Origin of the sequence: Oceaniferula spumae, from assembly GCF_042849255.1 — a bacterium.
GTDB classification, from domain to species: Bacteria; Verrucomicrobiota; Verrucomicrobiia; order Verrucomicrobiales; family Akkermansiaceae; genus Oceaniferula; species Oceaniferula spumae.
The window spans coordinates 2,231,417-2,251,853 of the sequence record NZ_AP026866.1; the positions used below are offsets into that span (position 1 = coordinate 2,231,417).

The window sequence follows — 20,437 nt, forward strand, 5'->3', positions numbered from 1 at the left end:
AATCGCGCCACCTAACATCACAAACTATGAAAAAAACATCCCTCTATTCGACTGTTTTAGTCGGCTGTCTGACATCCGTGTCGCAGGCCGCTCTCACCGCTGTGACATCTGTAGATAGCTTATCGAATGTGGCTCAGGTCACGACGGCAGCTGGCACAGTTGACGTTACTTCGGGTATCGTCCGTGCATACGGAGCCGGAGCATTTAATCCAGGCAGCCCCTCCTTCCCTGGCAACTCCACTCACAGCGAGTTGGACGACAACAGCGTTCTCACAGGCGTTGCGGGCTCTGTGAGCTTTACCTTTGGAGATTATTCACTGAGCTTTGCATCGAATGTCACGGACAACGATGCCGGTTTGGACTTTTTCTTCTTTGAAGACGGAGGAAATGACAGCGGAACCATTTATGCCGTTTTGGCCAATGGCACATTGAGTTCAGGACTGACATTCACGCCAGCTGACTTCGGGTCTGATATATCCGGAGGCACTGGGGTTCTCAACAACAGTGGCACCCCCCTCACTGGTCGACCCGTAGCCGGCTTTGGTTTCGACCTTACCGATCTCGGCGTCACGGCTGGAACCGAAATTCAAGGTATCGTGATCGACACAGCGTCCGCTGCAGATGCCTACGCTATTTTTGCAAACGTAGAAGCTGTCCCAGAGCCAAGCACTACAGCCCTCCTCGGCCTCGGTGGACTCGCAATGGTCCTGCGACGTCGCAAATAACTAAACCACTTGCATCATTCTCACAAACTGACCTCCACTCACTGGAGGTCGGTTTTTTTGTGCCCACGAAATGCTTCAAGGCTCGCCGCATCGAACCGAAACTGGAAATGGCCAATCACCCCAGTTTACTCATGTGGCAACCGGATCACCACGCGCAGGCCGCCGGATTTTCTGTTCTCACAATGAATTTCTCCGCCGAGGCTGGTGATGCACGTCTTGGCAATCGCCATGCCCAGCCCGCTGCCACCGGCCTCACGCGCCCGTGCTTCGTCAGGCCTGGAAAAGGGTTCGAATACCTTTTCCAGCCAGGACTCAGGTAAGCCAGGCCCCTTATCCTCCACCGTGATCGACACGCTGTCGCCCAGAGTCGCGGCTCTGACTTGGATATCGCCTTCCTTACCGGCATAGCGCACAGCATTGCGCACTAGGTTTCCGATGGCGCGGCGGAGCAGATCGTGTCTACTCTTGAGAACCAATTCCTCGGGCACATCGATGCTGACATCAGCGCCTACGCCCTCGCGTGATACTACCAACTCGCATAATTGCCTCAGATCGACGCTTTCGAGTTCCAAGGTGTCCTGCTTCATTGAGGCTTTGGAGAAATCTAACAACTCGTTCACTAATTGCGATAGTTCCTCCACCTCCTCATTAATATTGGCTAGTTTTGAGAGTTCCTCTTTTTCGAGCTGGTGCTCTAATACCCCCATCCCCATGCGAATTCTTACCAGGGGAGAACAAAGTTCGTGTGCTATATCTCCGAGGAAACGTTTCTGGCCCGCGACGTAATCGTCCAGTCGTATCGCCATGCGCTGAATGGATCGGCTTAATCTTCCGAGTTCATCACTCCGGTCACTGGCCACATCGATTTCAAAGTTCCCCTCCGAAATCGATTCGGCACCTTGAGTCAAAATTCCCAACCTCCTTGTGAGACGGGTAACAAAGGGCACCCACAGAATCGCGGTGATTACTAACAGACCTAGAAAACAATAAAACAAAGGCTTCCACGAAAAAAACAAGGGACTTGCCCCATCAAGTTTCCAGACAATTAACATTAGATCATTGGGTTCATTTTCCCGAGCTTTGATCCAGAAATGCACCACTGCGATGTCTTGTTTGGGAGATCCGTATTTCCCGATCATCTCGACCTCTGCCATGCCTTCTTTGACAGGGTGGCGTCTTGGCCGGTTACCTTCGGGCCGTCTAGGCGGAGGGCCTGGACGCCCCTCGGGACCATCATCCATCAGCGGATCAAATGGTCGGTTAGGTGGCGGACCATCGCCCCCTCGAGGTTCACGGCCCGACCTGCGATCAGGACGTGGAAATTTTTGTTCTAAAAATACTGTAATTTCCTGAGGCAAAGCCCTCTCGCTTCCGGCATGACGTTTTGATCCATCCGGACGATAGATCGCCAGTTCGACTCCGTTGGATCGACCGGTTTGCTCCAAAATACTTTCCCACTCGGATTTCTCCGCACCATTCAATGCGGGTATCAGCAGCTGCGTCATCCCACTCATGCGTGCCTCCACGGTATTGGCAATAATATCCTCCTTACCGATTCCGTAATATGTCTTTAGCACCCAACTCAGTAGCAGCACTGCCACAGCTAGGTTCAAAAACAGGAACAGCATGATGCGCACATACAATGGCATGCTCCGCTTCATTGATCGTGTTCTCCCTCAGAAAAAATTAACTGGTAGCCCACACCGCGGATCGTGCGAATGAATCGTGGGTTGGCGGCATTATCTCCCAACTTCTTGCGCAGGGCGGACATGTGGACATCGATGGAGCGGTCAAAGACATCGAACTTCCTTTCCGAGACATCATCCAGCAGCTGCTCGCGGGTTTTCACCCGGCCACGTGAACGCATCAATGCTGCGAGGATTGCAAATTCAAGTGCAGTGAGATTCAGGGGCTCGCCATCTAACATAACTGAGTGAATACCTTCATTGAGACGGAGACCATTGACCGCATAATCGATTTCTTTTTCGACGACCTGGTTATTGGTCGCGGTGGACCTGCGCATCACAGCCCGCAGCCGAGCAAGAAGTTCGCGAGTGGAAAATGTTTTGGGTAAATAATCATCCGCCCCGAGTTCCAAACCGACAATGCGATCGGCTTCCTCACCCATTGCAGTTAACATTAACACAGGGATATTGGATGTTTTCCGTAGTTCCTTGAGCACTTCGAAGCCGTCCATCTCTGGCATCATCACATCTAACATGACGACATCATAGTCACCGGCTTGTGCCGCTTTCAGTCCGGCTACCCCGGAGTGCTCCATCGACACATCATAACCTAGGGGCGTTAGATAATCTCGAATGAGCGCGCAAAGTTTACGGTCATCATCCACTACGAGAAGTTTGCGTTGCTGGTCAGGATTCATTTTTTACAGGCAAAGAATTTAGCAGCTTCAATGGTCATTCGGCCATTCTATTTACAGAATCTTAACATTCACGGTCGAGCAGACTTACAGAAGCCCTACTTTCACGATCCTTCTGATTAACACAATCTTAACCATATCGTGCGGATTTGAAATCATCGCTTAACAAAGAAGCCCCATGTTTAGGCCAGACCAGAAAAAGACCGAAGTCTTCGGTCCTACGGCCAACTCAAACCAGCAAAGATGATGAAAACAAAAACTACAATCCTGCTGCTTCTCTCTGGCCTTGCTACAGTAAGCGCACAAGAGGAAGCTGCCGACAAAGAAAAACACCGCCGTCCACCTATCATCCCTCGCTCCATGAAAAGACCGGATGCACCCGAACAGAATGTTAGAGAACGTGAGGCACGCAACCCGGAAAAAGGAACCCAAGAAGTTCGCACCATCGACGGCAGTGGCAATAACCTTAGGAACCTTCTCTGGGGTGCCGCCCATCAACCGGTGATCCGCCTGTTTGGCAATGCCTATGCCGACGGCGCAAACTCACCAGCAGGAGCTGAACGCCCAAGCGCGCGTGAAATCAGCAATGCGGTAGCCGCCCAGTCGGAATCCATTCTCAACAAACGTGGCGCAAGTGATTTCCTCTGGCAGTGGGGTCAATTCCTTGACCACGATATCGTGGAGACTCCCACCGTGGATCCTGCAGAAGAATTCAACATCTCTGTGCCAGCCGGCGATCCATGGTTCGACCCTGCAGGAACAGGCGAGGCATACATCCCTCTGAACAGATCGCTCTACGAGGAAGTCGATGGGATTCGTGAGCAGATCAACGCGATCACTGCCTACATCGATGCCTCACAGGTCTACGGCTCAGACGATGTCCGAGCAACCGCACTCAGACGCAATGATGGCAGCGGTAAACTCAACACCACGCCATCCGACCATGGCGATCTCTTGCCCTACAACCTGGGTGGATTTGAAAACGCCGGCGATGGCGCGGAATACTTCCTCGCAGGTGATGTCCGCGCCAACGAACAAGTAGGACTGACCGCTCTGCACACACTATTTGTCCGTGAGCATAACCACTGGGCTGGAAAATACGCCGAAGAAAATCCTGATGCGACTGACGAAGAGGTCTATCAATTTGCCCGGAAAATTGTCGCCGCTGAGATGCAGGCGATCACCTACCGCGAATTTCTTCCTATCCTGTTAGGACCACGAGCTATTCCTCCCTATGATGGATACAAACCAGAAGTTCGGGCGGATATTTCCAACGAGTTCGGCGGTGCTTCCTACCGAGTTGGGCATACCTTGATTTCTCCCGATCTTCTCAGACTTGATGCGGACGGGAATGAAATCGAAGCCGGCAGTCTCTCGTTAGCGGGGGCCTTTTTCAATCCCGCCGCCACGGAAGAAGAAGGTATCGCTGCCACCCTGCGAGGCCTCGCCAGTCAGCAGTGCCAAGAACTCGATCACATGATTGTGGATGAGCTTCGAAACTTCCTGTTCGGACCTCCCGGCTCCGGTGGACTGGATCTCGCATCGCTGAACATTCAGCGTGGACGTGACCACGGATTAGTCTCCTACAACGATGCCCGTGAAAAACTCAAGATGCCACCGGTGCGCCGCTACGAGGACATTTCTCACGATGCCGCTGAACGACTAGAAAACGCTTATGAAACTCCTGAAGACCTCGATCTCTGGATAACCGGACTCTGCGAACCTGCGGTGCCAGAAGCCATGGTCGGTCCGGTATTTCATAAGATCCTTCGAGACCAATTCATCCGGCTCCGCGATGGCGACCGCTTCTATTACAAGCACTCCATGACACCGGAAATGATCGAATTCATCGAGCAGCAAACGTTAGCCGTGATCATCCGTCGCAATACGGAAATCGAAGACGAAATCAGTGACAATGTCTTTCTGGTCGACGGAGCGGCTGAGGTTCCCGAACTTCGGGATCGAAATAAACCTGATTCAGGTGGCAGAGAAAGAAAACGGAGAAGGTAATCTCCCATAACACAAACAACCCCGTCTTGGCTCTGGCTGAGGCGGGGTTTATTGCTTTCGTTATCCTCTTGCAGAGAGTCGGCCGGGTGGATCGACCTTCTCAATCTCGGCCATCTTTCGATTACATGCTACCATCGAGGCCCAAGCAACGCCCAAGACAAGTATCACGCACAGTGAACCTAGCCAGTATTGTCCCAGCAAACATACCAAGGTGACCACCAGCATCACAAACCACAGCACTGCCGTAGTGTCTCTCATCGCGATGTAACCTACCAACCAAGGCAACTGGTCGGGCTTCACCCGCCGTTTCCTCCCTGAAATGATTTGCCCCATCATCATCATGGCCGATGAAAGGGCAATCACTGCGAGACCGGCAGCGCCTAACAAGATTGATGTGGGAATACGTCCATAGATTCCCTTGCTTTGCAACGGATCTACATCCGACACCAACAACACCTGAGCAACTCCCACCGCACCTGTAGCGACTAACCCCAAACCTAACATCGATACCACCAATGCGGGCACGATCAGCATCACACCTGCCAACTGCTGCCCCTTGGTGGTATGCCTCTCAGGCTCGTATTGAGGTCTCTCTAGCATATTTTCCACTAAGGTTGTGACATTGCTCTGGGCAATTTGTTCACCCACCATATCAAATAGCCGCATCCGCCACACAGCACAGCGAGCACCACCATTTCCGCCATACGTCCACCAGCGAGAGCCGTTGCAGCCAAGAGGAAAAGAATCGCCGCCATGACACGGCTAATATCCCTAACAATGTATCGTGAGCACATCAGCAGTAGAGCCCTCTCCCCCAAGCCTCTGGTTTTGCCCAATAAATAATCTCCCGTGTAGATCATGACTTGCCCAGAAACATGCATGACCACGCTCAGTGCCAACAACACTAGGAAAGGTAGGATTTCCACCATATCTTCATTCAGAACCAGCCACATGATTCCCGCAACCAGTGAGAGAATGAAACCGAATGCCGCGATTAGCTGCATCGTAGCCCCGAAAAGCAAGGCAAGGCGACCAGCCAGTTTTTGACCAAAGCTGGTCCGGATCACTGTATCATCATGACTCATCACTAAACCGATACACTACATCCTGACTAACAAGCGAGCCGCCACTATCAAACTTCACCCCTTCGCTGGCTAACAGCTTTAGTTTTTTACGCAACTTGGCTCCTCCTGTTTCTCCGGAATAGCCGCCGATATTGCCATCGGTCTTGATCACACGGTGACAGGGCACCTCGGGGGCGTAGGGATTTCTTTTCAGGGCTTGGCCTATTGCTTGGGCCGATCCGCAATCAAGTGCATGTGCCATCTCCTTGTAGGTCACCACCTTTCCCTTAGGGATGCGGTTTAACAGATCGTAAACACGCTGCTCGAAAGCTGTCGGCTCGCGCATCATGGGGCGAATTGATTGTGAAATTCGGGACCATCAATGACCTGATGGGATACAAGAGTGCCTGCCGCCGGGTTGATCACGTAGCTCGCCGTCCAGCCAGCTGCTCCGTCCCCTACATTGACATAGATGTTGAGATTGTTGCCACTTTTGTAAACGCCGAGGTGCTTGACATCATTCATCCATTGCGAGGCCAGATAGCGGTAGTTGGCCTCTGGAATGACAATTCCTTTACCGTCTACCGAGACTGTCAGACTCTTGACGACGTATTTCGCGGGCGGACGTCCCATGTCGCCGTACCACTTAGGCACTTGGGGATCAATGATGTTGGAGTAATCACGCCACTGTAGAGTGACAATGACCTCCTTGCCAGAGGACGTGAACTTCATCACCTCAAGCTTCCCTGTCACGGTATGACTGACTGGGGTGATTCCTGTCGTGGCGGCTGTTGACCGAGCAGCCTCAGGCTTCTCGGCTGGTGTAGGAGCACAGGAGAAGGATGCCAGACTAAGACAGAGAGCGGTGATGTGGATGTATTTCATACGTTATTGTGTTGTTAGGAAACAAACGACCTCCACACCCTAGCTTTACTTCATCTTTTTCATCAAGTTGATATCGAGTTTTCTAGTAAACCCTACCACGTCTTGCTCATCCGTGTCCTTGTCACCCACCACCTCCAAGAGAATTTCATCGCCGATCACCATTTGCAGCTTTCGCGGATTCTCCATCACGGCTCGTATGCCGGAGACCGTGTGGGTTTTCCTTTTACTCAATGCCACTAAGTCATCGTTCGTGAGCAGCTTCATAATGTTATCAGCGATTGGCGAGTCCTTGATGAGTTTTACCGAGATGTTTTTTCGCTCGTTCTTATAATGGCGTTTCACCGAGAGGCCACCGCCGAGAGCATCCAAGTTTTCACGCACTAAATCACCACCCTTCCAACTCTCGACCTCCTCAGGCAAGACAACCTCGGCACGTTTCTGGTTTTTCTCATCTAGCAGCTTCAATAACTCTCGCAGCTTATCGCTGACCTCGCCGTAGTTCCTTTTTTTGTAGAGATCATAAGCTTCGCGCAGTCCCTTTTCGACCGGGTCCTTCTTCAGTGGATCGGCATGAACAAGCCCGATCACAGCTGCTGATAATATGAGGGTCAGTAATTTTTTCATAACTAGCATTCTTCATGGGCAACCAAGATCCGTCAAGATATGAGATTTTCATTCGTCCAGTCTGCTGTAATCTCACCGCTCATGAGGCTCGATCGCTTTCTGTTTCATCACTCCGACCACGGTCGTAGGGAGATTCGGCGAATCTTGGCGTCAGGCCGTGTCCGGGTGGAAGGTGAGATAGAAAAGGACACTCAGCGAGAAATCGGCGATTTCACCAAGGTCATGTTAGATGGTGAACTCCTGCGCGATGATACCGCCTGCTATGTCATGCTCAACAAACCGGCAGGCTACCTCAGCGCCACCACAGACCCCGAACATCCGACTGTGATGGAGCTAATCGATGTGCCGGAGACGCTGCATATTGCAGGCAGACTGGATCGCGCCAGCACTGGGCTGCTCATCCTAACAAACGACGGTAAGTGGTCTCGCCGACTCACCGAACCGAAGGAGAACGTGCCCAAAGTTTACCTCGTAGAAACTGCTGAACCGATCACCGAGGAAACACACGATCATTTCGCTGCAGGTATCTACTTCGCCTACGAAGACCTCACTACCGCCCCCGCTGATCTGGAAATTCTCAGTGCCCACCAAGCACGGCTGACCATTTACGAAGGGCGCTATCATCAGGTGAAAAGGATGTTTCATGCTGTTGGAAACAAAGTGACCTCATTACACCGCGAGCGCATGGGTGAGATCAAATTGGATCCCGCATTAAAGCCTGGCGATTACCGAATGCTGACACCCGAGGAGGTAGCGACCTGTCCGTGAGTGATTTGATTGATAGAGGTTTAGGCCCTCCGGAGTAATTATAGCGATGAATTCAACTCTCCTGCCCGCTCTCATCGGTATCCTTTTTCATGGCGCGCTCTCTGCCGCGACATTCTATGTTTCCCCGCAAGGAAGCGATGAAGATCAACAAGATGGTAAAAGTCTGAATTCTGCATGGGCTACACTTGCGTATGCCTGCGATCGCGCGAGTGAGAATGACACCATCATTCTGACTTCTGGAAAGCATGTGGCACGACGAGTCGCTAAGGTAAAAAACGGCATGACAATCCGTGGCACAACCACCAAGGGAAAGTCTACTTCCCAATTAGTTGCCAACACTACATGGCCGCTGGCGAAGGACCCTCGCACGGCTGAATCAGGATATATAATCGACTGTCAAAACGTCAAAAATGTCAGCATCACAAATCTCATTTTATCATCGCCCAGCAATCATGCCATCACAGGCGCAATCAGCGTTAGAGGCTCTGATGGTATCCAGCTGAGCCGACTTGACATCAGCCATTTTCGTTGGGCTGCTTTGCGCATAGAGCACTCACAGAACGTTATCGTAGAGAATTCCTCCTTCCATAACGCCAGTTTGGAAAAACATGGCTGGCACAACGGGCAGATCCAGACGCGCTGGATCAAGAACTCGGAAATCCGGCACTGCCGAATCACATCGGATTCCGGATATGGCTACGGCTACAAGGCCAGCGGACATGAAAATGTGCAAATTCACCATTGTATGATCGATGTAAAAAGTGAGTTCGCCATCGAGTCAGCGCATGAGAATGAATACGGCCTCGCTATCCACCACAACCATCTCACCCGCTGCATCTCGGTTCCCAAGGGTGGACAAGGAGCCAACCCCAATGATCGCAACTTTAAATACTCGGTGCGAATCCACCACAACTTGTTAGAAGACAGCTATTGTGTCGAAGGCCCACGGAACCACCTTCGGATCGACCACAATTACATCCGGATTTCAAAACCCAACGGCAGAGTCTACACCCATCATGGAGGCAAGAATCACGGACCGGTTGAAATCGATCATAATCTGGTCACGGGCATCGATCGGGCATTCGTGTGGATGAATGAAGGCCTCGCAGAAAATATTACGGTTAGCTACAACACGGTCACAGCAGCAGAGGCGGCCGACCGCGCTGGGCCTATCTTTGGAGCATGGGCCGCTGAACGATTGAATGACTGGAAAGTGAAACACAACGTCTTCGTCACCGAATCCGGCCCTCCGAGGAAAATTCAGCCTGAGCGCAACAAGGTTCCATCTAAGATCCATCTGCGTGACAATCTATCCTACCGCATCGAAGGCATGCCCGCTAGTAACAGTAGTCTAACGCATAGTCCATTCCTCGCCCAAGGCAAGAAGCCTTGGCCATACTATCAGCTCAAGGACAACTCCACCAATGCAGGAGCTTTCGCCGATGGCCATGATTGGCTAAAACAAATACCCACAACACCATGATCCGACTCATTTCCCTCATCCTATTTTCCGCCGCCTTGGTTCAAGCAAAACCAGTCAGTATCATCTTCGATACCGATATGGGAAACGACGTTGATGATGTTATGGCCCTAGCGATGATTCATCAGTTAGAAAGACGCGGCGCCTGCAAGCTACTCGCCTGCACTTCCACCAAAGATCACATCAAGTCCGCACCCTTCATTGATGTCATTAATACCTACTATGGCAGGCCTGATATTCCCGTGGGAGCTGTGCGCAAGGGCGTCACCCCTCAAATTGGAAAATACATCGCGCTAGCTGATAAAAAGTCATCCACCGGAGAATTGGTCTATCCTCGTCAGCTCGACACAGGATTGGATGCACCGGATGCGGTAGACTTGATTCGCAAGACTCTGGCAGCTCAACCGGATGGATCGGTGAAGCTAATTCAAGTCGGATTTTCCACCAACCTAGCACAACTGCTAGACTCGAAAGCGGATACCCATTCAAAACTTTCAGGCCCAGATCTGGTGAAGAAAAAAGTCAGTCAACTATTAGTCATGGCAGGGGCTTTCACGCCTAATGGAAAATATAAAAATCACCGTGAATACAACGTCATCATGGATATCCCAGCGGCACAAAAAATCGCCAAAGAGTGGCCGACGGAAATTCTGTGGAGTGGCTTTGAAGTAGGTGCCGCTCTGCGTTATCCGTGGAAGAGCATTAGCGAGGACTTTACTAAACCTACACCCAACTTAATGCACGAGTCCTACATCGCCTACGTCGGAAAACCCGGCACGGAAAATGCACTCTGGGATCTGACCTGTGTGCTTCATGCGGCTTACCCTGATCGTAACTATTTCGGGCTGTCGCAAAAGGGGCAGGTTCACGTCACAGATCAGGGGCTTACGCATTTCACCGCAAAGAGCGATGGCAGGGATCGGTATTTCACGATGACAGCCTCTCAACAAATACGAGTGTTAGAGACCCTTGTTCAGCTGGTATCCACGCCTCCACCAGCCCGTTGATTTTCTATATCAAGCTACCAGAATTAGTTATTAGCAGCCAACTCCCTGGCTCTGCTTTGGCTCTTATCGGATAGCAATGTTAGATCAAAGGTGACTTCTTGTCCGTTGTCTTTTTTCAAAGTGATTTTGCCACCAGATAATGAGACGAAGGTTGCTTTGATGGATTTGCCACCTTTGGCACTCTCCCAAGATTCCATTTCCAATTCGGCGGCAGCGGATGGCTTATCATCGGCTTTATCGGCCACTTGTCCAAGAGCCATCTTCTGTGCCAGAGGCGTCAGCTTGCCGAGAGGCACGTTTAACACTTTGCCCGATCTTTCTTTAAGCACGATGATCTGCTGGTTTTTCTTGTTCTTTTTGAGGTTCACCATGTTGCCCTTGTAGAAGCTGCCCTTGCCCGCCTTGACATACCATTGCGGCTCAGGCTGTGCTCCAGCCGGTTTACCTTCCAAGGCTGCCTCCACCTTCTTATTCAGTTCGGTGAAATTCTTTGATGCTTTCATCTGCTTGTAAGCAATGGAGCCATACATGGTCGTCATATCTGGCGAAACTACCACCGCCTTGGGAATCAAATTTCCCATCTTGGGGTCGCCCAATCCGCCACCAACAATAGGCGATATGTGATCATACACGGAATTCACCTTAGTATTCAGCAAGACCACAACCGCGTGCTTTTTCAACTTTTTGAAGGCTTCCAAACTGGAAGCGTTACAGGGTCCTCAGGAGGATGCCGGATCAGTATAAACAAAGGCGAGAGCCTTGCCTTCTTTTTGAGCCTCTTCCTGAGCCTTCGCCAGGTCGGTCATCTGGTGAACACTGCTAGGCACCCTGATTTTTGCAGATGCGACAGGCGCCAGTAGGAACATGGCTAGAATGGCGAGGGTTATTCTGTTTTTCATGAGACGACTGTCCCACATTCTGCTCATAGGTGCAATTGTAGAATGAGAGGCCCATGCCAGAGTTGCTATTCACAATATTCCACCTGATACTAGCGGACCGTGACTGAATTAACCAACCCACGACTCAAACGCATGCGTCTAGCCGCCGGTGGCATTCTCGCATTAATGGCGGGGCTGTATGTCATTGCACGCAGCTATCAAGAAACTTGGCCGTGGCTGGAGTGGCTTCGCGCGTTCTCAGAGGCGGGTATGGTTGGTGGACTTGCCGACTGGTTTGCGGTCACTGCGCTGTTTCGCCACCCGCTGGGACTTCCAATACCTCACACCGCTGTCATCCCTCGGGAAAAAGACCGGATCGGAGCCGCGCTGGCTCATTTCGTTAGAGGCAACTTCCTCACCGCTGACCTCATATGCAAACAAGCGCGGGAGCTTCAGCTGGTTCAGCGCATGGCCGCATGGATGACCAAGGATGAGCAGGCTGACAAGCTCGCTGGCCAGACACTGCATATGCTGCCCACCGCATTGGATGCCTTGGAAAAACACGACACTCACAAGCTGATCACCGCCAAATTCACCGAGCAGCTGCGGGCACTCCAGCCGAACCAACTCACGGCAAAACTCCTGACCTGGATGCTTTCTGAAAACCGATACCGGCAAATGCTTGCCCCGGTTCTTGTACAGCTGGCATCGGCGATTTCTCACAACAAAGGTCGCATCGAACTAGCCGCAGGCAAAAAGGCACCTCTAACTCGTGTGCCACTGATCGGAAGAATCTCGCGAGCCATAGCCGAAGACATTTCCGAACGCACCGCCGGCAGCATAGAGGCCAAGCTGATCGCCGCCAGCGAAGACGCGAATGAACCACTCTGGGACATTATCCACGAGCAACTCACCGCCGCACAGGAGCAGTTCGAAAGCAATCCGGAGCTCAAGCAACAGCTGGAAAAAATTCGCGACCAATGGCTGGACGATCCCCAAAGTGGCGAACTCGCCGAACGTGTGTGGCAACAGCTCCGCCAAACACTCAACCGCGACTTGGCACGGGAGGCACCTAAGAGCGTCACACACCTTGCCGCCGCCATCGTCGCCGTCGGCTCGGCGATTGATCATAATCCTGAGTTGGCGCAGAAAATTGAAACCACTTTATTGGACGGCATCGAACAAATCCTCAACAAACACGGTGATCATATCGAGGCGATGATCCGCGATACCATCGAAGAGTGGGATGCCGATACCCTGATGCAAAAGCTCGAACAACAAGTCGGACCTGACCTGCAATTCATCCGTATCAACGGCACATTGATTGGAGGCCTGGTCGGTGTCGTTCTGCATGCATTGGGAAATCTAATTTGGTAGTCCGCACCGCATCAATCTCGACTAACAATTTCAATCATGCGTATCATCCGCATCATCGCACTCACCCTAACAGTATTCTCATCACAATCCATTGCCGATGGTCTGACTGGCAAAGTCATGTGTGGTTATCAGGGATGGTTCCGAGCGCCCGGTGATAACTCTGGCTATGGATGGCGCCATTATTCGACAACGGAGAAATTCAAACCAGGCCACTGCACGATCGACCTCTGGCCCGATGTGAGCGAGTTACCAGAAAGCGAACAATACCCTACGGAATTTCGTCATGCTGATGGCTCGGTGGCGAAGGTATACAGTCCGGTGAATGCGGCCACGGTGGACGTTCACTTCAAGTGGATGTCTGATTACGGTATTGATGGGGTTTTTCTCCAGCGCTTCGTTGTTTCTACACGTGATCCGAAATTCAGAAAAACTCTCGATCAAGTGCTACTGAATTGCCGGAAGGCTGCGGTGAAACACAACCGCCAGTGGACACTCACTTATGACCTCAGCGGACTCAAACCCGGCGAAATCAACCTGCTGATCGAAGATTGGAAAAGGTTAAAAAAGGATCACAAAGTTGGCAGTCTCACGCACGATACCTCTTACCTCATGCACCGAGGCAAACCTCTCATTACGCTTTGGGGTCTTGGATTTTCTGACCGACCATTTGATTTTCAAGCATGGCAAACACTGATCGACTTTTTCAAAAACGATCCAGAGTTCGGCGGTTGCTCCATCATGGTCGGCGTGCCTTCCTATTGGCGAACGCTCAACCGTGACGCGGTGAATGATCCCCGACTGCACAAGCTGCTGAAACAAGTCGATGTCATCAGTCCATGGACGGTGGGCAGATACGGCACTCCTGATCAAGCTGAGCAATTCATTCGGAAAACAACCACCGCAGATCTTGCCTGGTGTAAGACTGAAAACATTGATTACCTCCCTGTCGCCTTTCCAGGATTCAGCTGGCAGAACCTTCAGAGGACGCGAGATAAAAAAGCGAAGTTCGATGCCATCCCCCGGCAAGAGGGAGCCTTTTTATGGTCCCAGTGCTGGAGTTATAAACAGGCTGGCGCCGCCTCACTCTTTGTCGCCATGTTTGATGAGTTAGATGAAGGCACGGCTATTTTCAAATACTCTAACAATCCGCCTGTGGGTGCGTCACGCTTCTTAGCCGAAAAAAACCTCCCTAACGATCACTACCTATGGCTCACCGGCAAGGCACGCGAGCTGTTTCAGAACAATCCAAAAACGCTCAGTGCAGAACTCCCGGAACGGAAATAGTGAGCCAGATCTGATGACCTTGAATTTCTACCGACTTCGGAATTTGAAACAAAAAAGCGGAAGCTAATGCTCCCACTTTCAAGTGAATTGAGTCTGCCCGTATGAGAACTAAGTGAAGCCTAGCGGCGACGACGGACAAGCAGGCCGAGACCTGCCAAGCCGACTAAAACTGCGCTGGAAGGTTCGGGGACTGCTACACCGGTGAACTGAAGATTCAAGTCCTCAAGACGCCAGTTCGAGTTATCCCCGTCATCGACGGCTTCCACGAAAAGATCTCCTCCCTTAATGGTCGCGAAAGTGAAGCTCTCAGGATTCATTGTGCCTGTAAAGGTTTCGGTGCCTCCGGTGGTTCCGGTCACTCGAACGGCATCGGGGCCGCCCCCAGTGGCGAGCTTGTTATCGAACTGCGAGAGAGCGGTGAAACCATCAAAAGCGATGGTTCCAGGTGATGTGGCTGTCAGATTGATGACACTTAGTGTTGCATTCAGCGTGACGTTGTTATTGTCGAAATTGAACAAAGGGCGCTGGTCATTGAAGTCTAGATTCGAATTGGTTCCATCGGTGGTCCCTGAGATTCGGACTTGGTAGCTAAAATTGACCCCGTCGGCGGTGCCGGTGAGTGTTCCTGAAGTGAGAGGACCAGTGCCGTCCACCCATGTGCTGAAGGCGGAGTCGGCGTCAAAATCCAAGGTGACAACCGTTGCCGCGCTGGCGGGCAATGCCAGCAGGGCGCTGAGTGATAGAATGGTGAGGGTTTTCATAACGATATGTGTTTTTTTTGATGAGCAATTCGTTGGTTTTGGACGCCAGCTATGATCTTATAGCCGCTTCCCTAGTAATAAATGGTATTCGACCCAAAAACGTTACAGCATTTTCTATTTTTTTCCAGCTCTGAAGATCGTGAATCTTCTGAAGCACGGAACAACCGAGGTCGGTCAGTGTGTGCAGGTCAGCGACGGCCATTAGCGGCGACGGCGCACCAGTAGTCCGAATCCGGACAGAGCTAGCAGAGTGGCACTGGATGGCTCAGGAACGGCATTAACGGTGATTTCGTTGAACAGAATTCCACCATCCTGGGTCTGCGCTGGGTCAGTTGTCAGTCTGATTTCGGTGCCTGCCGTCACTAGCACGCCACCGAGATCCCATTCATACTGCGGATCCGCATTTCCTGCCCCACCATCGTCAGCAGTAGAAAAGGTGATTACCGATCCTCCGTCCGGTGTCAGGGTCAAAGACTCATCGTTCCCTCCTACGTTAGCGAAACTGCCAAAGTTCACGGAAACGAGGAAAACATCGACGTCGAAGCTGAAGACGATCGCCTCGCCAGCGGAGCCGTCAACGCGACGTCCGGTCACGCCGTCGATGCCATCAGTGATGATGCCAATTCCCTGGCTGTTGATCCCCCAAGCTTCATCTGCCGTGGCGTTTCCATCGTTCGCAATGCCGTTGAGCGTCATTTGGATTCCCCCAATGCTCGTGGAAACCGAGCCAATGGGATCGCCCTCTGAAAACGGCGTCCAATTTCCCAGCCCACCATTCTGGGAGTTGTTTCCGTTGCTGCTGCCATTGCCAAAGTCAAAAACGACTACAGCGCTGGCGGGTAAGGTGAGTAATGCTGTGATAAGGAGTATGGTGTGTTTCATGGATAGTGAAGCTGTGGTTCGAGTATCGCCGCAATTTCGCACCAAGCCAAACTGCAGACATGTGCAAATGAGCCAAGCCACCGAAACGTTACAAAATTTGTCGGATTTTTTTAGCGGGCGCCAGAAAGGTGGCTGTTGCTCCGGTAGAGAGATTTGATTTGGGAGTCCGTCAATGCCCCCTCTACGATGTACACCTCATCGAGCACACCTCGTAGAAACTGCCCTGCCCGTGCTGCCTTTTGACTCATCGGATCGCCAAAGACCAAGGGATAACTCTTGAGTAGATCTCCTGGACGCTGCGGCGGGGTGATCTTAGTCTCCTGAGACTCTATCAGTTCCTTGCCATTAACATAAAACTTCACTTCATCGCCGGTGTAAACCATGGCCAGATGAATCCACTTTCCTCTCGGAGCGAGCATGCGTTGGCTCACCTCGATGCCAGCCCCCCACGCAGCGCGAAAGCGGGTGTTGTCCCCACCGCGACTGCTGGGCGCGAGCAACACCTTCCATTGATTCGGCTCACTCGTCGCAATCTTACTTGCACCCCATCCGAGCAAGCCACCGTAGTTTGGCTTACCTTCTGGCCTCACCCAGAGTGCGACCGTAAGTGCCTGGCTGCCATAAACCCCCGGCCAGTTTGTCTCAATAATGTCTCCCAATCCGTCAAAGGTAATGGCATTACCAAAGCGACCTTTGACAACGCGCTCTCTGGCGGGCCGAGCGTCCGACTGCTTTAGCCGCGTATTCATATCAGCGAGCATCGGGTGATTTCCCGCTACCGGCGTGGTGTCACCATGAACCTCGTCAAAGCTGAAGTGAAAATAGTGCAGTGACTCCGGTAGCTCGGTGGTAAAGCTCTGGGAGAGTTTCGGCGCGGCTACAAGTCTGCCTCGGTTGTCCAAGCGTCTTGACTCACCGGCGGTGAGCCTGACCTCCTCTTTTTTACCCGACAGACTCTGCACCTTCACTTCCCCGTCTAACACGTAGACATCTTCGGCCGATCCCGGCACGACCACCATGCCAAACGCCGTGCCAAGATCCGTCACATGCATTCCGGGTGCTCGAACTTGAAACCCTTCGGCGCCTTCAGGCACGTGTGCCCAGAAAACACCCTCGTGCAAGGCCACTTCGTTTCCTGAAACCACCTCCAAGTTTGCAGGTCCAGTGACAAGGGATTTTACTCCTGAAGGAAATCGCAGTTCGACCACTCCCTGAGTGACCTCCACGGAGCTTCCTGGGACCAACTCGCTAGTGTTCACCTCTCCCTCGGCGGACGTCACCCGCATCACTGTTCCGGCCGAGCTGCGCATGGCGATGTGCTGTGGCGCTGGATCCGTGTAAACAAAACGCAGCACAAGCGCGAATACCAGCACCGAGGCCACGGCCACTCCGACGGACAGCCAGAGGGTGACTAGCTTCTGCTGCCGCAGTAGCACTTCGGGACTTTCCGGCAATATCAAGGTTTCGTCTACATCGGCTGCCTCTAGCGAGCTGTGCAGCATAGCATATTCCTTGTAGGTCGCGCGCAGGTTGGAATCGAGTGCCAACTCCTCCTCCAGAGTGTGAAAATCCCGCTCCGCGATGGTGCCATCGAAGAGTTGTTGGATAAGTTGTTCGGCCTCGCGTGGTTTCATCTCAATTTCTGATGTTTGTTCACCTCCCTGGCGACACATTGTTTAAGCGCGGCACGGATGCGGAAAAGGGCGATACGCAGAGAGCCTGCTGAGCAACCCGTTTTCAGAGCATGTTCCTCCAGCGAGTTACCACGCTGGTAACGAGCGTCAACGATGCCACGCTCATCTTCCGCCAGCTTTTCCATGCAGCGTGCCAGTGCCGCCTGCCTGAACTCCACCTCGCTCACCTGCGCCTCATCCTCCGTCAGACTGAGTGTGTCCAGCAGCTCATCGTTAAAAACCAGACGTCGGTCACGGTAGGTGCGTGCATGCTGTTCCTTTACCTTCAGGCGCGCCACAGCGAATGCCCAAGCGATGAAATTCGATCCTTCACGGAAACGCTCCCGCTTTTGCCACAGCGTCATGTTTGTCTCCTGCAGCACATCCTTCACATCCGGGCTGCCAGGCATGAGCGAGTGCAGATACGCACGCAGGCTCGCCTGATGCTCAGTCAACAGCCGGACGATCTCGCCGTCCTCCGCTGCTTGATCCTGATGGATACGTATGATGTCTGCGCTCATTATTGTCCCCCTCTTATGAGACACGGAGAGGATTCGTTACATCATATTTTTCTAACCGTATACAATACTGGCCCGACCCCCACAGGAGACCGAGCCAGCAGTATGGTAGAATTCGGAAAAATTAACGGCGGCGTCTGAAGCAGAGCATGAGACCAGCCGCAGCGCCAAGCATCACGCTTGATGGCTCAGGCACGATGGTGATTTCCATTGCTGCAATTCCGAAACGTGTGTTGTTGTTCCCCGTTCCGCGATCATCGGTCGATGAAGGATTGGAGCGTGCGAAGATGGAGGCAATCAATGCTTGGTCATTCGGTGTCACAAGAACATCGGCTGAGCCTGAAGCGGTGACCACACCATCGCTATTGATTTCCCAGCTGTCGCCTGCGGTAGCACTTAGGAATGTAAGGCTCAGTCCGGAAATATACATGGATTCCCCACCACCGAGACCGGTCACATTTCCAATCGAAAACTCAAAACCCTCATCGATCGGGTCGTCATTGGTGCCATTGTCCAGACCGGCTGCGGCAGTATCGGCAGCTCCATCGAGGCCGATGGCATTTGTCTGTGAGCTGAAGACTCCGTCGGCCAGCGTGGTGACCAAAACTTGAAAACTCACCCCAGCAGGCATACCGGTGACATTCGCCGTGGAGTCATCCACGGTAAACAACCATTGCTCTCCCCCACCTGAGGGAAATGTGGCGCCAATTGAGCCGGCATTCAGCTCTCCCGTGCCAAAGTTCAAGACGACTGTAGATGCTGCATCAGCACGAACGGCACACAAGGCGGCAACGGCAACTGTAAGTAAGATATTTTTTTTCATGATCAGAAACGCAAGTGATTCATTTTGCGCAAGTAACGGCACAGAATATATTCCTCCGCTATCAGGCTTCACGATGTGAAAAAACCGCGTTTCACCGGTTACTACAGGTGACCGGTTTGACATCGACATACCGAGAGTAAGTGCTATTTTGATCGAACTTAATGAAGCAACCCGTCGGACGCCCTAACAGCCTATCAGTCGTTGTTGCTGATCAAATTGCAGCGGATATACGAGCGGGCACATGGAAGAAATTGCTTCCGGGGACCCGAGCATTGGCAGAGCGCTACTCGGTCAGTAGAAAAACAACCCTGGCCGCAGTCGATTTGTTAGAAACACAAGGCATGTTTCATCCCTCAGAAACTGGCAAACGAAGACGCATCCGCCGACCGAAGAAGAATCTCGAGCAAAGCCAGTCCAAAAGCCAAGGAACTCTGCTTCTGCTTTACGATCAGGTGCAGTCGGAAAGCTCCCGGCATGATAGCAATGTGACGGTGTGCCGTTCCGTATGGAACGAGGCCGGTGGAGATGTTTACGTTCATAAGGTCGACTACGACCGATTCAAACGTCCCCGCGCACTGCTCGCTGATCTGGTGGAAAAGCACAAGATTGCCGCCATTGTGCTGCTTTCCCCCCGGCGCGAATGGATCCTCGCGGCGGCCGATCTACGACCCACCTACTCAATGGGTGGTTATTGGGTGCCCGAATTCATGGGTGCCTCCGCTCATGGTTTCAACATCAGCGATCATTTTGCCCAGCTCATCGTCCACTTGCACGCACACGGACACCGCAGAATTCTGACGCCCAACTACCGTGAAGGACAGAGAAGTGATGCATTTCTGGACTCCGTGAAGATCGGCATCGAAAAGGCTAACAGCACTGGTGGATATCTCAAAAACCTCCAGATCGACACCCCAAAATGCACTTCACACAACCCCGAGCAATGGTTCCGCTTTTGGCAGGAAAGTTTGCGGACTTACGAACCCACAGCCGTCATCGCCTCCCGCAGCATCCAAATGCAGTCTCTCTACGGATTCTGCGCGGCTTCTAAAATCTCCATCCCTCATGACCTCTCCGTCGTCTGCAGCGAGTATTCCGAGCGATCGAACTGGATGTGGCCCCGCCCAACGATGTTGCGCCACTCAGAGACCAGCGTCCGTCGGCAGCTGCGCAAATGGATCACCGGAGGACTCCGACCGACCGGCATGAAGGAACTCCAGCTGGAGCTGGTGGTGGGCAGCAGTGTGAATACGCTATCCGTGCCGCAGTAATTGTTATTTCCGTTTACAAAGAGCATGCAC

General features: G+C 52.3%; 22 protein-coding genes. 8 read left to right on the top strand and 14 right to left on the bottom strand.

From position 1 onward, the window contains the following. Window positions 1-26 precede the first annotated feature (26 nt). The gene (locus tag ACSPJT_RS09275; RefSeq protein WP_435896099.1) at window positions 27-725 is read left to right on the top strand and encodes a PEP-CTERM sorting domain-containing protein; all 699 of its coding nucleotides are present in this window, start codon (window positions 27-29) and stop codon (window positions 723-725) included. Window positions 726-850: 125 nt separating this feature from the next. Here the strand turns inward: ACSPJT_RS09275 and ACSPJT_RS09280 are convergent, their stop codons facing one another. Together ACSPJT_RS09280 and ACSPJT_RS09285 are read right to left on the bottom strand one after the other, a co-directional pair. Further along, on the bottom strand, window positions 851-2,374 hold the full coding sequence (locus ACSPJT_RS09280) for a sensor histidine kinase (protein WP_435896100.1): 1,524 nt from the start codon (window positions 2,372-2,374) through the stop codon (window positions 851-853). Between the two features lie 8 nt (window positions 2,375-2,382). Beyond that, a complete protein-coding gene (locus tag ACSPJT_RS09285; RefSeq protein WP_435896101.1) occupies window positions 2,383-3,108 on the bottom strand; it encodes a response regulator transcription factor in 726 nt (241 codons plus the stop codon). 240 nt (window positions 3,109-3,348) lie between these two features. Here ACSPJT_RS09285 and ACSPJT_RS09290 point away from each other — a divergent pair, with 240 nt between their 5' ends. Further along, window positions 3,349-5,115: a peroxidase family protein gene (locus ACSPJT_RS09290; protein ID WP_435896102.1), complete on the top strand. Its 1,767-nt coding sequence runs from the start codon at window positions 3,349-3,351 to the stop codon at window positions 5,113-5,115. Between the two features lie 60 nt (window positions 5,116-5,175). Here ACSPJT_RS09290 and ACSPJT_RS09295 read toward each other — a convergent pair whose 3' ends face one another. The 5 genes from ACSPJT_RS09295 to ACSPJT_RS09315 are packed head-to-tail and all read right to left on the bottom strand — an operon-like array spanning window position 5,176 to window position 7,688. Then, a complete protein-coding gene (locus ACSPJT_RS09295) occupies window positions 5,176-5,715 on the bottom strand; it encodes a hypothetical protein (RefSeq protein WP_435896103.1) in 540 nt (179 codons plus the stop codon). Window positions 5,716-5,723: 8 nt separating this feature from the next. After that, entirely contained in the window at window positions 5,724-6,200 is a 477-nt protein-coding gene (locus tag ACSPJT_RS09300; RefSeq protein WP_435896104.1) for a hypothetical protein, read from the bottom strand. Then, window positions 6,190-6,528 (bottom strand): MGMT family protein, encoded by a 339-nt coding sequence (locus tag ACSPJT_RS09305; protein WP_435896105.1) that lies wholly within the window; start codon window positions 6,526-6,528, stop codon window positions 6,190-6,192. The genes ACSPJT_RS09300 and ACSPJT_RS09305 overlap by 11 nt, the downstream gene beginning before the upstream one ends. Beyond that, window positions 6,525-7,064, bottom strand: a complete 540-nt coding sequence (locus tag ACSPJT_RS09310) for a hypothetical protein (protein ID WP_435896106.1) — start codon at window positions 7,062-7,064, stop codon at window positions 6,525-6,527. Before ACSPJT_RS09310 ends, ACSPJT_RS09305 begins: the two co-directional genes overlap by 4 nt. A 45-nt stretch (window positions 7,065-7,109) precedes the next feature. Beyond that, window positions 7,110-7,688 (bottom strand): hypothetical protein, encoded by a 579-nt coding sequence (locus ACSPJT_RS09315; protein ID WP_435896107.1) that lies wholly within the window; start codon window positions 7,686-7,688, stop codon window positions 7,110-7,112. A gap of 81 nt (window positions 7,689-7,769) precedes the next feature. Here ACSPJT_RS09315 and ACSPJT_RS09320 point away from each other — a divergent pair, with 81 nt between their 5' ends. The 3 genes from ACSPJT_RS09320 to ACSPJT_RS09330 are packed head-to-tail and all read left to right on the top strand — an operon-like array spanning window position 7,770 to window position 10,943. After that, a complete protein-coding gene (locus tag ACSPJT_RS09320; protein ID WP_435896193.1) occupies window positions 7,770-8,456 on the top strand; it encodes a pseudouridine synthase in 687 nt (228 codons plus the stop codon). 46 nt (window positions 8,457-8,502) lie between these two features. Beyond that, a complete protein-coding gene (locus ACSPJT_RS09325) occupies window positions 8,503-9,939 on the top strand; it encodes a right-handed parallel beta-helix repeat-containing protein (RefSeq protein ID WP_435896108.1) in 1,437 nt (478 codons plus the stop codon). After that, window positions 9,936-10,943, top strand: a complete 1,008-nt coding sequence (locus ACSPJT_RS09330) for a nucleoside hydrolase (protein WP_435896109.1) — start codon at window positions 9,936-9,938, stop codon at window positions 10,941-10,943. The genes ACSPJT_RS09325 and ACSPJT_RS09330 overlap by 4 nt, the downstream gene beginning before the upstream one ends. Window positions 10,944-10,966: 23 nt before the next feature. On the opposite strand, the gene ACSPJT_RS09335 is transcribed toward ACSPJT_RS09330, so the two are convergent. After that, a complete protein-coding gene (locus ACSPJT_RS09335; protein WP_435896110.1) occupies window positions 10,967-11,575 on the bottom strand; it encodes a hypothetical protein in 609 nt (202 codons plus the stop codon). An 87-nt stretch (window positions 11,576-11,662) separates the two neighbouring features. Continuing rightward, entirely contained in the window at window positions 11,663-11,842 is a 180-nt protein-coding gene (locus ACSPJT_RS09340; protein WP_435896111.1) for a hypothetical protein, read from the bottom strand. 99 nt (window positions 11,843-11,941) lie between these two features. Between ACSPJT_RS09340 and ACSPJT_RS09345 the strand changes: the two genes are divergently transcribed. Both ACSPJT_RS09345 and ACSPJT_RS09350 read left to right on the top strand, forming a co-directional pair. Beyond that, window positions 11,942-13,198: a DUF445 domain-containing protein gene (locus tag ACSPJT_RS09345; protein ID WP_435896112.1), complete on the top strand. Its 1,257-nt coding sequence runs from the start codon at window positions 11,942-11,944 to the stop codon at window positions 13,196-13,198. A gap of 36 nt (window positions 13,199-13,234) precedes the next feature. Next, window positions 13,235-14,482: a glycoside hydrolase family 71/99-like protein gene (locus ACSPJT_RS09350; protein WP_435896113.1), complete on the top strand. Its 1,248-nt coding sequence runs from the start codon at window positions 13,235-13,237 to the stop codon at window positions 14,480-14,482. A gap of 119 nt (window positions 14,483-14,601) precedes the next feature. Here ACSPJT_RS09350 and ACSPJT_RS09355 read toward each other — a convergent pair whose 3' ends face one another. The 5 genes from ACSPJT_RS09355 to ACSPJT_RS09375 form a co-directional block, all read right to left on the bottom strand. Next, complete coding sequence (locus ACSPJT_RS09355; protein WP_435896114.1) at window positions 14,602-15,243, bottom strand: PEP-CTERM sorting domain-containing protein; 642 nt, start codon at window positions 15,241-15,243, stop codon at window positions 14,602-14,604. Window positions 15,244-15,444: 201 nt separating this feature from the next. Beyond that, window positions 15,445-16,125, bottom strand: a complete 681-nt coding sequence (locus tag ACSPJT_RS09360; RefSeq protein WP_435896115.1) for a PEP-CTERM sorting domain-containing protein — start codon at window positions 16,123-16,125, stop codon at window positions 15,445-15,447. A 110-nt stretch (window positions 16,126-16,235) separates the two neighbouring features. Then, window positions 16,236-17,759, bottom strand: coding sequence for a LamG-like jellyroll fold domain-containing protein (locus ACSPJT_RS09365; protein WP_435896116.1), 1,524 nt, complete (start codon window positions 17,757-17,759; stop codon window positions 16,236-16,238). After that, window positions 17,756-18,319, bottom strand: a complete 564-nt coding sequence (locus tag ACSPJT_RS09370; RefSeq protein ID WP_435896117.1) for a sigma-70 family RNA polymerase sigma factor — start codon at window positions 18,317-18,319, stop codon at window positions 17,756-17,758. Before ACSPJT_RS09370 ends, ACSPJT_RS09365 begins: the two co-directional genes overlap by 4 nt. Window positions 18,320-18,440: 121 nt before the next feature. After that, entirely contained in the window at window positions 18,441-19,139 is a 699-nt protein-coding gene (locus ACSPJT_RS09375) for a hypothetical protein (protein ID WP_435896118.1), read from the bottom strand. A 161-nt stretch (window positions 19,140-19,300) separates the two neighbouring features. Between ACSPJT_RS09375 and ACSPJT_RS09380 the strand changes: the two genes are divergently transcribed. Further along, window positions 19,301-20,407: a substrate-binding domain-containing protein gene (locus tag ACSPJT_RS09380; RefSeq protein WP_435896119.1), complete on the top strand. Its 1,107-nt coding sequence runs from the start codon at window positions 19,301-19,303 to the stop codon at window positions 20,405-20,407. Window positions 20,408-20,437 lie beyond the last annotated feature (30 nt).

Excerpts from the sequence above, each read along its gene's own strand:
- ACSPJT_RS09280 (WP_435896100.1), bottom strand. The coding sequence starts at position 2,374 with ATGCCATTGTATGTGCGCATCATGCTGTTCCTGTTTTTGAACCTAGCT.
- ACSPJT_RS09320 (WP_435896193.1), top strand. The coding sequence starts at position 7,770 with ATGAGGCTCGATCGCTTTCTGTTTCATCACTCCGACCACGGTCGTAGG.
- ACSPJT_RS09290 (WP_435896102.1), top strand. The coding sequence starts at position 3,349 with ATGATGAAAACAAAAACTACAATCCTGCTGCTTCTCTCTGGCCTTGCT.
- ACSPJT_RS09340 (WP_435896111.1), bottom strand. The coding sequence starts at position 11,842 with ATGAAAAACAGAATAACCCTCGCCATTCTAGCCATGTTCCTACTGGCG.
- ACSPJT_RS09285 (WP_435896101.1), bottom strand. The coding sequence starts at position 3,108 with ATGAATCCTGACCAGCAACGCAAACTTCTCGTAGTGGATGATGACCGT.
- ACSPJT_RS09325 (WP_435896108.1), top strand. The coding sequence starts at position 8,503 with ATGAATTCAACTCTCCTGCCCGCTCTCATCGGTATCCTTTTTCATGGC.
- ACSPJT_RS09375 (WP_435896118.1), bottom strand. The coding sequence starts at position 19,139 with ATGAAAAAAAATATCTTACTTACAGTTGCCGTTGCCGCCTTGTGTGCC.
- ACSPJT_RS09330 (WP_435896109.1), top strand. The coding sequence starts at position 9,936 with ATGATCCGACTCATTTCCCTCATCCTATTTTCCGCCGCCTTGGTTCAA.
- ACSPJT_RS09365 (WP_435896116.1), bottom strand. The coding sequence starts at position 17,759 with ATGAAACCACGCGAGGCCGAACAACTTATCCAACAACTCTTCGATGGC.
- ACSPJT_RS09305 (WP_435896105.1), bottom strand. The coding sequence starts at position 6,528 with ATGATGCGCGAGCCGACAGCTTTCGAGCAGCGTGTTTACGATCTGTTA.
- ACSPJT_RS09380 (WP_435896119.1), top strand. The coding sequence starts at position 19,301 with ATGAAGCAACCCGTCGGACGCCCTAACAGCCTATCAGTCGTTGTTGCT.
- ACSPJT_RS09360 (WP_435896115.1), bottom strand. The coding sequence starts at position 16,125 with ATGAAACACACCATACTCCTTATCACAGCATTACTCACCTTACCCGCC.
- ACSPJT_RS09275 (WP_435896099.1), top strand. The coding sequence starts at position 27 with ATGAAAAAAACATCCCTCTATTCGACTGTTTTAGTCGGCTGTCTGACA.
- ACSPJT_RS09295 (WP_435896103.1), bottom strand. The coding sequence starts at position 5,715 with ATGCTAGAGAGACCTCAATACGAGCCTGAGAGGCATACCACCAAGGGG.
- ACSPJT_RS09350 (WP_435896113.1), top strand. The coding sequence starts at position 13,235 with ATGCGTATCATCCGCATCATCGCACTCACCCTAACAGTATTCTCATCA.
- ACSPJT_RS09355 (WP_435896114.1), bottom strand. The coding sequence starts at position 15,243 with ATGAAAACCCTCACCATTCTATCACTCAGCGCCCTGCTGGCATTGCCC.
- ACSPJT_RS09310 (WP_435896106.1), bottom strand. The coding sequence starts at position 7,064 with ATGAAATACATCCACATCACCGCTCTCTGTCTTAGTCTGGCATCCTTC.
- ACSPJT_RS09370 (WP_435896117.1), bottom strand. The coding sequence starts at position 18,319 with ATGAGCGCAGACATCATACGTATCCATCAGGATCAAGCAGCGGAGGAC.
- ACSPJT_RS09300 (WP_435896104.1), bottom strand. The coding sequence starts at position 6,200 with ATGAGTCATGATGATACAGTGATCCGGACCAGCTTTGGTCAAAAACTG.
- ACSPJT_RS09315 (WP_435896107.1), bottom strand. The coding sequence starts at position 7,688 with ATGAAAAAATTACTGACCCTCATATTATCAGCAGCTGTGATCGGGCTT.